This is a genomic window from Pseudomonas sp. SP16.1 (genome assembly GCF_052682975.1).
This window is the reverse complement of the sequence record NZ_JBQYFZ010000001.1, coordinates 2,502,568-2,515,571: the sequence shown is the minus strand read 5'-3', so window position 1 is coordinate 2,515,571 and position 13,004 is coordinate 2,502,568. Positions and strand designations below refer to the sequence as shown.

Genomic DNA, 13,004 nt, shown 5'->3' with positions numbered 1-13,004 from the left:
GCGGGCATTCTAGCCAAGAGCGCGGCTGGGCTGAACAGCCGCTACTTCAACTGGTCGGAAAAGAATTCGCCGGCGCCCTGCAGCGGGCCGAGCGGGTTGCGCTTGACCTCCAGGCGGCGGATGTTCGGTTCGCCGTTGCTGACCTTGTGCACCAGCTTGTCGTCGACCAGCACGAACACCGCGCGGAACACCCAACCCTGCAGTTCGCGGTTCTTGCGGAAATTGAAGATGTCGGCCCAGAAGCTGCCGACTCGCTGGGTATCGGTCTTGGCGAACTCGAACGCGTAGCCGACGCAGCGATCCTTCGCCTCCAGGCACTTGACCAGACCGTCCGGCAGGTAGCTGATGGGCACGTTGGGCTGGACGAACATCAGCCGCACGTCGATGAACGAGAGCATCTTGCCATTGCCGTGGGCCAGCGGATCGAAGCCCAGGGAGAACAGCTCGGAGCGGTCGGTCACGCCCGGTACGGCCTGGGCATAGCGCATCTCGGCGTCCAGAAAGTCGCCGAAGGGTGACAGCGACTCGGCACGTTCGCTGGGCAGCAGGCTGCCGCAGCCCGCCAACCCGGTCGCCAGCAGAATCAGCCCGACCGCCCGCCCGAAAACTGCCATTTCGCTCACCCTGAAGTGGACTGCCCTGTAACTCCTATAGTCGATTTATCGCCGCTCTGCCGTTGCATCGGAGTAACGGTTCGGGTGCGTCGATCGAAGGTTGAGGCGGTGATGCCCCACTGGCCGGCCCAGTAGCTGAGGATGATGGCGTAGGGTGCGGCGGCGAACGAGCTGACGAAACGATCGATGCCGATCAGGCTGTCGGACAACACGAACAGGGCGGCGCCGCCGGCGGCCAGCCAGGTCGAGCGCGGCTGCAGCTCGGCGTTGCCGAGGCGGGCCAGGGCACGCCAGAGCATCAGGCTGATGACCAGGGCGTAGCAGGCCACCGGGATCAGCATCGGCCCCAGGCCGCTGGCGGCCAGCACGGCGAACATCGTGCCGCCGGCGCCGAGCGCCAGCAGCAGGGCGGGCAGCGCCGGGCGGCGGGTATCGGAGAGGTAGGCGCGCAGGTAGGCCAGGTGACCGAGGAGGAAGGCGCCGAGGCCGAAGAGGAACAGGTCGCCCGGCCAGTCCAGCAGGATGTCGCCGGCCAGCGAGCACAGCAGGCCGATGCCGATCCAGCGCCGGTAGGTGCCGGCCGGCGCCTGGCGCAGCCAGAGCAGCAGGGCGATCACCGGGATGCCCTTGGTCAGCAGGCTCAGCTGGGCATCGCCGCTGATGCGGCCGTAGAGAAAGATCGCGGCTCCCGCCAAGCCGAGAAACAACCAGCGCATAGTCAGGCTCCATTCGTTCGTCGAATGGCCGGCACTATGCCTGGCCGGCCTGGCACTGCCAACGGCGCAACGTGCCAGGTGCTGTGGCCGATCGCGCCGCCTCTCGACCATTGCCCGGTTAGCGGGCATTGTTGAGACCCATCGTCGCCATGGAGGCCGTTGCAATGGATACACCCAGCGAAATCGGCGCGCTGATCGAGCGCCTCTACCGCGAGGAGTCTCGTCGCGTGCTGGCGACCCTGATCCGCCTGCTCGGCGACTTCGATCTGGCGGAGGAGGCGCTGCACGAGGCCTTTCGCGTGGCGGTGGAGCAGTGGAAAGAAGGCGGAGTGCCGGCCAACCCGCGCGCCTGGCTGGTGTCGACCGGTCGTTTCAAGGCTATCGACAACCTGCGTCGTCAGCGCCGCTTCCAGTCGCTCGACGATCGGGCCGAGCTTCCCGACGAGGCGCCACCGGAGGACGGCGAACTGCTCGAGGATGACCGCCTGAGGCTGATCTTCACCTGCTGCCACCCGGCGCTGGCCAGCGACGCCCAGGTCGCCCTGACCCTTCGCGAGGTGTGCGACCTGACCACCGAGGAGATCGCCCGCGCCTTTCTCTCCAGCCCTTCGACCCTGGCGCAGCGCATCGTCCGCGCCAAAACGAAGATCCGTGACGCGCGCATTCCCTACGAGGTGCCGGGGCGCAGCGAGCTGCCGGAGCTCCTGGAGGCGGTGCTGCGAGTGGTCTACCTGGTATTCAACGAAGGCTATTTCGCCAGCTCCGGCGACTCGCTGACCCGCAGCCAGCTGTCCGGCGAGGCGATTCGACTGGGCCGGCTGTTGCTGGAGCTGCTGCCCGAGCCGGAGGTGCAGGGACTGCTGGCGCTGATGCTGCTGCACGAGTCGCGGCGTGTCGCACGCAGCGGCGCGCAGGGCGAGGTGATCCTGCTCGAGGCGCAGGACCGCGGCCTGTGGGATCGCCAGCTGATCGCCGAGGGCGAGGCGCTGGTGCTGCAGGCCCTGCATTCACGGCGTTTCGGGCCCTACAGCCTGCAGGCGGCGATCGCCGCGGTGCATGCCGAGGCGCCGAACCTGGAGGCGACCGACTGGGTGCAGATCGTCGGCCTGTACGACGAACTGCTGCGCCTGACGCCTTCGCCGGTGATCGAACTCAATCGCGCGGTAGCGCTGGCCATGCGCGACGGGCCCGAGGCCGGGCTGGCGCAGGTCGACGCCTTGCTGGCCGCCGGCGAACTGCAGGGCTATCACCTGGTCCATGCGGCGCGCGCCGACCTGCTGCGCCGGCTGGGCCGCCGCGAACAGGCGAGCGCAGCCTATCACCAGGCCCTGGCGCTGGCGCAGCAGGGGCCGGATCGGCAGTTTCTGCAGAGCAGGCTGCAGGAGTTAGGTGACCCGTAGGGTGTCGCGGGGCCGCCCAGGCCGTGCGCACCACATACGAGTTGGATCGGGCGCTGCGGCCGTGTGCACCAAATTCTTCGATGCCAACGGTCGGTGCGCAGGGCGCACCCTACAGAGCGGGCATGCTTAGCCCGCGACCAATACGCGAATCGCTTCCAGGCGCAGGGCGGCCTTGTCGAACATCGCCAGGCTCTGTTCGCGCTGCTCGCGCAGGGCCTCGATCTCGCTGTCGCGCACGCTCGGGTTGACCGCGCGCAGGGCAACCAGGCGCGCCAGTTCCTCGTCCAGCTCGGCGATCAGGCGGCGCTTGGCCTCGGCCACGCGCTCGACATGACGCGGCATGACCTTGGCTTCGGCGTCGTTGATCTGCCTGGCCAGCACGTCACGCTGGGCCTGCACGAACTTGTTGGCACTGGCGCGCGGCACGCTTTCCAGCTGGTCGTTGAGGGTCTCGAAACCGACCTTGGGCGCCAGGTCGTTGCCATTGGCGTCGAACAGGCAGCGCAGCGCTGCCGGCGGCAGGAAACGCCCCAACTGCAGCTTGCGCGGGCCGACCACTTCGCTGACGTAGAGCAGCTCCAGCAGCACGGTGCCGGGCTTGAGCGCCTTGTTCTTGATCAGCGCCACCGCGGTGTTGCCCATCGAGCCGGACAGCACCAGGTCCATGCCGCCCTGCACCATGGGGTGCTCCCAGGTGAGGAACTGCATGTCCTCGCGGGCCAGCGCCTGATCGCGGTCGTAGGTCACGGTGACCGCCTCGTCGTCGCCGAGCGGGAAGCTGGCGTCCAGCATCTTCTCGCTGGGGCGCAGGATCAGGGCGTTGTCGGAATGGTCCTCGCTGTCGATGCCGAAGGCATTGAACAGCTCTTCCATGTAGATCGGCAGGCTGAACTGGTCGTCCTGTTCGAGAATGGCTTCCACCAGCGCCTCGCCTTCACCGGCGCCGCCGGAGTTCAGCTCCAGCAGGCGGTCGCGGCCGCTGTGCAGCTCGCCTTCGAGGCGGATGCGCTCGGCGGTGGCCTCGTCGATCAACTGCTGCCACTGGCCGTCGTCGCCGCTTTCCAGCAGCGGCAGCAGGCGCGGGCCGAACTGGTGCTGCAGGGCGTTGCCGGTGGGGCAGGTGGCGAGGAAGGCATTGAGCGCCTGGTGATACCACTGGAACAGACGTTCCTGCGGGCTGTTCTCCAGGTACGGCACGTGCAGCTGGATGCGGTGCTTCTGGCCGATGCGGTCGAGGCGGCCGATGCGCTGTTCGAGCAGGTCGGGGTGGGCCGGCAGGTCGAACAGCACCAGATGATGGGCGAACTGGAAGTTGCGGCCCTCGGAGCCGATCTCCGAGCAGATCAGCACCTGGGCGCCGAATTCCTCGTCGGCGAAATAGGCCGCCGCGCGGTCGCGCTCGAGGATGCTCATTCCTTCATGGAAGACGGTGGCCGGGATGCCGGAGCGCACGCGCAGGGCGTCCTCCAGATCCAGCGCAGTCTCGGCGTGGGCGCAGATCACCAGCACCTTGTACTTCTTGAGCATCTTCAGGGTGTCGATCAGCCATTCGACGCGCGGGTCGATGCGCCACCAGCGTTGCTCGTCGTCGATCTCTTCCTGCGCCTGGTAGCTGACTTCCGGGTACAGCTCGGCGTGCTCGCCCAGCGGCAGTTCCAGGTATTCATCCGGGCTGGGGAGCGGGTAGGGGTGCAGCTCGCGCTCGGGAAAGCCCTGCACCGCGGCGCGGGTGTTGCGGAACAGCAGGCGGCCGGTGCCATGGCGATCCAGCAGTTCGCGCACCAGGCGCGCCCGGGCCTCTTCGTCGCCGCCGTCGATCGCGTCCAGCAGTTCGCGGCCCTCGTCGCCGAGGAAACCGCCGATGGCATCGCGCGCCTTGGCGCTGAGCTGGCCGTGGTCGAGCAGCTCCTGCACCGCCTCGGCCACCGGGCGGTACTGGCTGCTTTCGGCGCGGAAGGCTTCCAGGTCATGGAAACGGTTGGGGTCGAGCAGGCGCAGGCGGGCGAAGTGACTGTCCTGGCCGAGCTGCTCGGGAGTGGCGGTGAGCAGCAGCACGCCGGGGATGACGCCCGCCAGCTGTTCCACCAGGGCGTACTCGGCGCTGGCCTGCTCCGGGTGCCAGACCAGGTGATGGGCCTCGTCGACCACCAAGAGATCCCAGCCGGCGGCGAACAGCGCATCCTGGGCCTTCTCGTCGTCCTTCAGCCACTCCAGGGCGACGAGCGCCAGCTGGCAATCCTCGAAGGGGTTGCTGGCGTCGCTTTCCATGAAACGCTCGGCGTCGAACAGCGCGACGTCGAGGTTGAAGCGCCGGCGCATCTCCACCAGCCACTGGTGCTGGAGGTTCTCCGGCACCAGGATCAGCACGCGGCCGGCACGCCCGGACAGCAGCTGGCGGTGGATCACCAGGCCTGCCTCGATGGTCTTGCCCAGGCCCACTTCGTCGGCCAGCAGCACGCGCGGGGCGATGCGGTCGGCCACGCTGCGGGCGATGTGCAGCTGGTGGGCGATGGGTTGCGCGCGGGCGCCGCCCAGGCCCCACAGCGACGACTGCAGCAGACGGCTGTTGTGTTCCAGGCTGTGGTAGCGCAGGGCGAACCAGGACAGCGGATCGATCTGCCCGGCGAACAGGCGGTCGCTGGCCAGACGGAACTGGATGAAGTTGGACAGCTGCGTCTCCGGCAGGGTGACGCCCTGGTGCTGGCCATTGAGGCCGTGGTAGACCAGCAGGCCGTCGATGTCCTCGACCTCCTGCACGGTGAGCTTCCAGCCCTCGAAATGGGTGATCTCGTCGCCCGGGGCAAAGCGCACGCGGGTCAAGGGCGCGTTGCGGGTGGCGTACTGGCGCGTCTCGCCGGTGGCCGGGTAGAGCACGGTGAGCAGGCGGCCATCCTCGGCGAGGATGGTTCCCAGACCCAATTCCGCCTCGCTGTCACTGATCCAGCGTTGCCCCGGTTGATACTGCGCCATGCCTGTCTCCCCGCGTGAAAAAGCCGGCTATGGTAACGGATGCGCCGGCTGTGCCAAAGTGGCCAGGAGGCGATTGTGTCGGACGTTGTCGAAAGTGTAGCGAGGCGGCTCTCAAGTCGCGCTGCGCGCGGCCGACAGCCTGACCAAAGGAGGTGCAAGCAGATGCTACCGCCGATCCCCCACAGCCTGGCGCCGGTCACCGCTGCGCAGGACGTGATCAAGCCCAAGCCCGACGTTCCGCCGGTGACGCCCGTTGCGGAGGCCGCCAAGGAGAGCGCGGTGAGCCTGGACAAGCGTCACCCGCAGGAAACCGAGGAGCTTCTGCGCGAGGAGCAGCGCCGACGTCAGCGCCGTGGCTACACCCCTGAACAGCTGGCCGAGGCCGAGCCCGAGGAAGTCGAGCAGGCGCTGGGCGATCTGCCGCGCCAGGGACTGTGGGTGGATGTGGAAGTCTGAGACACTGGCCGCCCATGGCCTTGTTCGAGCCGTCGAATGCTGTTTGCCGATCCCTTGCCCGCACTCACCGATGCCGAGCTGGACTACCAGCCGGGCTGGGTCGATGCCGCCGTTGCCGATGCCTGGCTGGCCGCGCTGGTGATTGATACGCCCTGGCAGCAGCCGGAGCTGTTCATCCATGGCCGTCATCACCGGGTGCCGCGCCTGACCGCCTGGTACGGCGAGCCCGAGGCGCGCTACCGCTATTCCGGACAGACCCACCAGCCGCTGCCCTGGACGCCCTTGCTCGGCGAGATTCGCCAGCGCGTGGTGGCCGCGGTCGGCCAGCCGCTCAACGCGGTGCTGCTCAACTATTACAGAGACGGCCAGGATTCCATGGGCTGGCACAGCGACGCCGAAGCGGAACTGGGGCGCAACCCGCTGATCGCCTCGCTCAACCTGGGCGGCACGCGGCGTTTCGACCTGCGCCGGATCGGCGGCAGCCGTATCGAACATTCCCTGGAGCTGGAACACGCCTCGCTACTGGTCATGCGCGGGCCGACCCAGCATCATTGGCAACACCAAGTGGCGAAGACGCGCAAAGCCTGCGCGCCACGCCTGAACCTGACCTTCCGCCTGATCCGGTTTCCGCTATGAGCAACGACGACAAGCTGATCGACTTCGCCGCCGAACGTGGCAAACGCATCCATGATCTCAACGACAAGCGTCTCGACGAGATGCGCCAGGTCTTCGAGCAGGTGCTGCCGTTGGGCAAGGCCAGGAAGAAGTCCAAGAGCAAACCGAAGAAGCGCTGATCCCCGCTCGTCCACGCCGACGCATTCCGCCCGCGGCACCTCTCCCGCTCGTCAGCGGCGAGCGCCCGCCGTCCCTCCGACGCCCCCGCCCCGCGTAGCCCCCCGATTTCTTGACCTGGATCAGTATTCCCACCAGCGCCTGAGCAGCTTCTGGCGAGGATTGACCCAGATCAATTTTTATCCTGCCGTCGCTGTTAACTTGAAGCCATTCCAGACAGGCAGGCACAAGAGGAGGCAGCCATGTTCGTCGATACAGTGGTACTCGCCGGGGTCGGCACGGTTCTTCTGATGGTCGCCTTCTTCGGTGGGGTGGGATATTTCATCTGGAAGGATTCGCACAAGCGCAAGTCGAGCTGATCTTTCCGGTTTACAGGGCACGCAAGGCAATTCGGGCGACTTCGGTCGCCCTTTTTTTGTCTGGGGCAATGTCCGATGCGCGGCGCATCCGCAGGGGACGGCCCGCTGGTTAACAGGCAGCCCCTGCCGCCGCTCCATTGCGCCGCTAGTCGGGCCTGATGTCTTGGCCCTGGCGACTACGGCGCTTCTCCATCTTTGCTCCGGTGGCCGGCGAGGCTCAATCGCTGTGTTGCAGCCGGCCTGGGTCGGGCCTGGCCGCGATCAGGTGCTCTGGCAGGTCGAGCAGGTCGGTGTCGTAGGTTTCCAGTGGCGGCGGGCGGCGTTCGAAGCGGGCGCCGAGCACCAGCAGGCAGGGCGTCAGCAGTAGGGTCAGTACGGTGGCGAAGGCCAGGCCACCGGCGATGGCGCTGGACAGCTGGGTCCACCACTGGGTCGAGGGCGCGCCGAAGCCCAGGCTCGGACTGAGCAGGTCGACGTTGACGCCGAGCACCATGGGCATCAGGCCGAGGATGGTGGTCACCGCGGTGAGCAGCACCGGGCGCAGGCGCAGGCTGCCGGTCTCCAGCGCCGCCTGGTGCGGCTGAAGGCCCTGGCGACGCAACTGATTGTAGGTGTCGATCAGGATGATGTTGTTGTTGACCACGATGCCGGCCAGGGCGATCAGGCCCATGCCGACCATGACGATGCCGAACGACTGGCCATTGATCAGCAGGCCCATCAGCACACCGGCGGTGGACAGGACTATGGCCGACAATACCAGCGCCGCCTGGTACAGGCTGTTGAACTGGGTGACCAGGATGATCGCCATGAGGAAGATGGCGACGACGAAGGCGGTCATCAGGAAGCTGGCGGCCTCGCGCTGGTCGGCGTCCTCGCCGGCGAACTGCACCTTGACCTCGGCCGGTACCTCGCCGAGCGCCTCGCGCAGCGCCTTGAGCCGCTCGTCCAGGCGTGCGCCCTCGGCCAGGTCGGCCTGCAGGGTGATGGTGCGCTCGCCGTCTACCCGGCGCAGGGTGCCGACCTTGGGCGCGGGCTGCAGGTCGACGAAGTTACTCAGCGGCACCTGGCCGGTCGGTGTGCTCAGGGTCAGGCGGCCGAGCTGGTCGAGCGAGCGCCAGGTGCCGGGCAGGCGCACGCGGATATCCACCTCGTCGGTGGCGTCCTCGGGGCGGTAGGTGGCCAGCTTCAGGCCGTTGGTGATCATCTGCACGGCGTTGCCGACGCTGAGCACGTCGGCGCCGAAGCGCGCCGCGGCCTCGCGGTCGACCTCGATCCGCCATTCGATGCCGGGCAGGGCGCGGTCATCCTCGATATTGGCGAAGCCGCCGAGCCTGTGCATTTCCCCACGAATGCGCTCGACCCACTGCTCGCCCAACGCCGGGTCCATGGCGCTGATCTGCAGCTTGACCGGCTTGCCGTCGGTGGGGCCCTGTTCCTGCTTGCGGAACTCCAGCAGCACGCCGGGGATGCCGGCGGTGCGCCGGCTCATCTCGGCGAGGATGTCCCTGGCCGGGCGGCGCTGGTGCCAGTCGACGAACTGGAACTGCAGGGTGCCGATCACGTCGGCGCCGAGCTGGCCGTCCGGCTGGGCCAGGGAGCGCGCGTACAGTGCCTTGACCTCGCGCATGCCCAGCACCTGGCGTTCCACCTGCTTGAGCAGGGCGTCCTTCTCCAGTACCGACAGGTCGCCGCGGGCGCGCAGCCAGATCTGCGCGCTTTCCGGCTCGACCTCGGGGAAGAATTCCACGCCATGGTTGAAGCGGCCGTAGCCGACGTAGATCAGCGCGATCAGCGCGAGCATGCCGAGCAGGGTCAGGCCCGGACGCCTGAGCAGCTTCTCCAGCAGGCGGCGGTAGGCGCTGCCGGCGCGGCTGGGGTGCTGCGCCTGCGGCCTGGCCGCGCCGCCGGTCACGGCGCCGAGCACCGGCAGGAACACCAGGGCCATGGCCAGCGAGGCCAGCAGGCAGAGGATCACGGTGGCCGGCAGGTACTTCATGAACTGGCCGACCACCCCGGGCCAGAACAGCAGCGGCAGGAACACCACCAATGTGGTGGCGGTGGAGGCGATCACCGGCCAGGCCATCCGCGTGGCGGCATTGGCCCAGGCCTGGCGCGGGCTCTGGCCCTGGTGCAGGTAGCGGTCGGCCAGCTCGGAGACGACGATGGCGCCATCGACCAGCATGCCGGCGACCAGGATCAGGCTGAACAGCACGACGATATTGAGGGTGAAGCCGAGCATCCAGATCAGCAGGATGCCGCTGAGGAAGGCGCCGGGAATGGTCAGGCCGACCAGCAGCGCCGAACGCATGCCCATGCTCGCCACCACCAGGATCAGCACCAGGACGATGGCGGTCAGCACGTTGTTGAGCAGGTCGCCGAGCATGCCCTTGACTTCCTGCGACTGGTCCATGATGTAGCTGACCTGCACGCCGGGCGGCAGCAGGGGCTTGGCTCGCTCCAGCAGCGCCTTGACCTGCTCGATGGTGTCGATGATGTTGGCGCCGCTGCGCTTGGACACTTCCAGGACGATGGCCGGCTGGCCGTTGATGCGGGCGAAACCGGTGGGGTCCTTGAAGGTGCGGCGGATGCTGGCGACGTCGGCGAAGGTGACCACGGCGTCGCCGACCACCTTGATCGGCATGCTCATGACGTCCTCGAGATTCTCGATGACGCCGGGTACCTTCATGCTCATGCGCCCGGCGCCGGTGTCCAGGCTGCCGGCGGCGACCAGGCGGTTGTTGCGGCTGACCAGGTTGAACAGCTCGTTGTAGTCGATGCCGTAGCTGTCGAGCACCTGCGGGTCGACGACGATCTCCAGCAGGTCCTCGCGGTCGCCGCCGATCTCCACCGTCAGCACCTCGGCGATGCCCTCGATGTTCTCCTTCAGGCGCCGGGCGACGTACACCAGCTCGGTCTCGGCGATCGGCCCGGACAGGCCGATCGACAGCACCGGGAACAGCGCCACGTTGACCTCGTTGACCGTCGGCTCGTCGGCCTCCTCGGGCAGCTTGCTGCGCGCGGTGTCGACCTTCTCGCGTACGTCGGCCAGGGCCACCTTGGCGTCGAAGCCGGCGTCGAACTCCAGGGTCACCGAGGCGTGGCCCTCGCTGGCCATCGAGCGCATCTCCTTGACCCCTTCCAGGCTGCGCAGCTCCTGCTCCAGTGGGCGTACCAGCAGGCGCTCGGCGTCTTCCGGGCTGATGCCCTCCAGGCTCACCGAGACGTAAATGATCGGAATCGCCACGTCCGGGTTGGATTCCTTGGGAATGGCAACGTAAGCGGCCAGCCCGCCAAGAATCAGGAAGGCGAGGATCATCAGGCTGGTGCGGCTGCGGTCCAGCGCCGCGGCGATCAGTGCGTGCATCTCAACTGCCCTCGGCGGCGAGTTGCGTGCGCACCTGCTGGCCCGGCTCGACGAAGCCCTGGCCGAGGGTGATCAGCGCCACCTTCGGCGGCAGGCCGCTGACCCAGGCGCCCTGCTTGTCGACGCTGATCAGCTCGACCGGGGTGAATTCCACGCGCTGCGCCTGGTTGACCCACTTGACCCCGTGGCGGCCACTTTCATCCAGGCTGAGCAGGGCAGGAGAGAGGCGATGGGCCATGGCCTCGCCGGTGTGGATATGCAGGGTGGCGCTGGCGCCGGCCAGGCGCAGGCCGTCCGGGTTGTCCACCTTGACCTCGATGCGGAAGCTGCGCGAGCCGGGGTCGGCGGCCGCGGCGATGAAATGCAGCTCACCTTCCAGTGTGCGGCCGTCGAGCAGCTCGACCTTCACCGCCTGGCCCAATTCCAGCTGGGTGACCTGCTGCTGGGCGACCTGCGCGGTCACCTTGAGGCGGTCGATATCCACCAGCGTCAGCAGGCTCTGTCCCGGCTGGACGAAATCGCCCAGCTCGACCAGGCGCTGGTCGTAGATGCCGGCGAACGGTGCGACGATCCGCGTGTTGCGCAGTTGAAGGCGGGCGCTGTCGAGCTCGGCGCGGGCCTTGGCCAGTTCGCTCTCCAGGCGCATCAGCTCGTTGGCCGAGATCAGGTTGCGTTCGCGCAGGCGCCTGGCCGCGCTCACATCGCTCTCGCGCTGGCGCACGTCGGCCTCGCTGCGCGCCACCTGGGCCGGGCGGTCGTCGGCCGACAGGCTCAGCAGCAACTGTTCGGCGGCGACGCGGTTGCCCTTGTCCTGATCCAGGCGCTGCACGCTGGCGCTGACCTGGGCGCGCAGCTCGACCCGGCGCCAGGCCTCGATCTGCCCCTGCACCACGTGCTGGCGCTGCATCGGTTCGGCCTGCAGCCATTGCACCTCCACTCGCGCCAGGTCGGAGGCGACGGCCTGCTGATCGGGCTCGACCTGCTCGCGGGCGGCGAAACGCTCGCCGCTAAGCAGCCAGAGCAGCAGTAGCAGAGCGATGACGATGGCGATGATCCAGGGGCGCTTGCGGAGTCGGGCGAACATGGCGGGTTACTCGCTGAGTGTCGGCGCTGCCTGCAGCGCCGCGGCCTGGCCGCTCAGGCCGGCGATGATGAAGTCGGTGACGCGGTCAAGATAGGCGTCCAGTTCAATGGGCTCGGCCCAGTGGTCGAAACCGCCGGAGGCGATGCGTGCCTTCACCCCGTTGAGGCAGGCCTCGACGCCCCACAACAGGTGCAGGCAGTCGGCCTGCGACAGTTGCAGATCGGCGAAGCTGCACTGCAGCAATTGGTTGAACAGCGCCAGGTACTGGCCTTCCAGTTCGAGAAACTGCTCGCGGTAGGGCGCTTCCAGGCGCTCCTGAAAGGCCGGGCGATCGCACAGCAGGCACAGCTGGGCCTGCAGCGGGTCGGCCAGCAGTTGCTCGAAGGCGCGGCGGATCACCCGGCGCATGGCCTGTGCCGGCGGGACTGCCTGGCTCAGCTCGCGCAGTTCGACCAGGTGCTGGCGCAGGCGATCGAGCACCAGGCGCGCGTAGAGCGCCTCCTTGCTGGGAAAGTGCTTGTACACCGTGCCCTTGCCGATGCCGGCCTGACGGGCCACCTCGGCGATGGTGACACGATCCCAGGATTGCTCCTGGAACAGCTGGCGGGCGGCTTCCAGCAGGGCGTTCTCGCGTTGCTGGAAGAGTCGATCCTGGTAGCGCATGAAGTTTCCGCGAAGAGTCGTGACCGCTGGTCATGCTATGACTGTCGGTCACGTCGGGCAATCGGCGAGTTGTAACCGGGCGTGGCGCAGGCCTTGCCCGGCAAGCTCTGGCAAAGGCGATGGAACGCGCGAAGAAGCGCCAGGCGGCTTGACTCCGGTCAATTGCCGCCGACCTGGCGCCGCACTAGACTGCCTGGCATGAACGCCATGGCCCGCCTCTATCTGGTATTGCTGCTGACGCTGGTGCTGCCCCTGCAGTCCCTGGCGGGCCTCCTGCCGCAGGGCGATCCCTGCCCGATGAGCCAGGGCACCGGCCAACCGGACGACTGCTGCGACGACGAGGCGATGTCCGCTGGCGATCAGGCGTGCCCGGAGATGTCGCAGTGCTCCAGCGCCGGGGTCTCGCTGATCGGTAGCCAACCGCCACGGCTCGATGGGCTGCTCGTCCCCTCGCGGCTTGCCTGGCATGCCCTCGCCGAACCCCTGTCACGACCCTCCCTCGCGCCCTGGCGTCCGCCCCGCGCCTGATTCCCTCGCCAACCTCGATGTCCGCCATGCCGCTGCACTGGCGGTTGCTGCGCGTCCC

12 protein-coding genes are annotated in these 13,004 nt (G+C 67.8%); 6 read left to right on the top strand and 6 right to left on the bottom strand.

What is annotated here, in order from left to right; genetic code table 11:
- Positions 1-41 precede the first annotated feature (41 nt).
- Positions 42-614 (bottom strand): hypothetical protein, encoded by a 573-nt coding sequence (locus ACUTAF_RS12165; RefSeq protein ID WP_445580202.1) that lies wholly within the window; start codon positions 612-614, stop codon positions 42-44.
- Positions 615-619: 5 nt separating this feature from the next.
- Positions 620-1,330, bottom strand: a complete 711-nt coding sequence (locus tag ACUTAF_RS12160) for a lysoplasmalogenase (RefSeq protein WP_445580201.1) — start codon at positions 1,328-1,330, stop codon at positions 620-622.
- Between the two features lie 164 nt (positions 1,331-1,494).
- On the opposite strand from ACUTAF_RS12160, the gene ACUTAF_RS12155 reads away from it, so the two are divergent.
- Complete coding sequence (locus tag ACUTAF_RS12155; RefSeq protein WP_445580200.1) at positions 1,495-2,730, top strand: RNA polymerase sigma factor; 1,236 nt, start codon at positions 1,495-1,497, stop codon at positions 2,728-2,730.
- A 126-nt stretch (positions 2,731-2,856) separates the two neighbouring features.
- Here ACUTAF_RS12155 and rapA read toward each other — a convergent pair whose 3' ends face one another.
- The gene (rapA, locus tag ACUTAF_RS12150) at positions 2,857-5,700 is read right to left on the bottom strand and encodes an RNA polymerase-associated protein RapA (RefSeq protein WP_445580199.1); all 2,844 of its coding nucleotides are present in this window, start codon (positions 5,698-5,700) and stop codon (positions 2,857-2,859) included.
- 162 nt (positions 5,701-5,862) lie between these two features.
- Between rapA and ACUTAF_RS12145 the strand changes: the two genes are divergently transcribed.
- The 4 genes from ACUTAF_RS12145 to ccoM all read left to right on the top strand — a co-directional run bounded on the left by ACUTAF_RS12145 (position 5,863) and on the right by ccoM (position 7,307).
- Positions 5,863-6,156 (top strand): aspartate-semialdehyde dehydrogenase, encoded by a 294-nt coding sequence (locus ACUTAF_RS12145; protein ID WP_445580198.1) that lies wholly within the window; start codon positions 5,863-5,865, stop codon positions 6,154-6,156.
- 36 nt (positions 6,157-6,192) lie between these two features.
- Positions 6,193-6,792 (top strand): alpha-ketoglutarate-dependent dioxygenase AlkB family protein, encoded by a 600-nt coding sequence (locus ACUTAF_RS12140; protein WP_445580197.1) that lies wholly within the window; start codon positions 6,193-6,195, stop codon positions 6,790-6,792.
- The gene (locus ACUTAF_RS12135; protein WP_445580196.1) at positions 6,789-6,950 is read left to right on the top strand and encodes a hypothetical protein; all 162 of its coding nucleotides are present in this window, start codon (positions 6,789-6,791) and stop codon (positions 6,948-6,950) included. Before ACUTAF_RS12140 ends, ACUTAF_RS12135 begins: the two co-directional genes overlap by 4 nt.
- A 240-nt stretch (positions 6,951-7,190) precedes the next feature.
- Positions 7,191-7,307 carry a cytochrome c oxidase subunit CcoM gene (gene ccoM / locus ACUTAF_RS12130; RefSeq protein WP_445580195.1) on the top strand — a complete coding sequence of 39 codons (117 nt, stop codon included), beginning with the start codon at positions 7,191-7,193 and terminating at the stop codon, positions 7,305-7,307.
- A 217-nt stretch (positions 7,308-7,524) separates the two neighbouring features.
- Here ccoM and ACUTAF_RS12125 read toward each other — a convergent pair whose 3' ends face one another.
- Genes ACUTAF_RS12125 through ACUTAF_RS12115 form a run of 3 tightly spaced genes read right to left on the bottom strand, consistent with a single transcriptional unit; the run spans position 7,525 to position 12,418 of the window.
- Positions 7,525-10,671 carry an efflux RND transporter permease subunit gene (locus ACUTAF_RS12125; RefSeq protein ID WP_445580194.1) on the bottom strand — a complete coding sequence of 1,049 codons (3,147 nt, stop codon included), beginning with the start codon at positions 10,669-10,671 and terminating at the stop codon, positions 7,525-7,527.
- Position 10,672: 1 nt separating this feature from the next.
- Positions 10,673-11,755 (bottom strand): efflux RND transporter periplasmic adaptor subunit, encoded by a 1,083-nt coding sequence (locus ACUTAF_RS12120; RefSeq protein WP_445580193.1) that lies wholly within the window; start codon positions 11,753-11,755, stop codon positions 10,673-10,675.
- 6 nt (positions 11,756-11,761) lie between these two features.
- Positions 11,762-12,418: a TetR/AcrR family transcriptional regulator gene (locus ACUTAF_RS12115; RefSeq protein WP_445580192.1), complete on the bottom strand. Its 657-nt coding sequence runs from the start codon at positions 12,416-12,418 to the stop codon at positions 11,762-11,764.
- A 198-nt stretch (positions 12,419-12,616) separates the two neighbouring features.
- Between ACUTAF_RS12115 and ACUTAF_RS12110 the strand changes: the two genes are divergently transcribed.
- On the top strand, positions 12,617-12,946 hold the full coding sequence (locus ACUTAF_RS12110; protein ID WP_445580191.1) for a hypothetical protein: 330 nt from the start codon (positions 12,617-12,619) through the stop codon (positions 12,944-12,946).
- Positions 12,947-13,004: the final 58 nt, after the last annotated feature.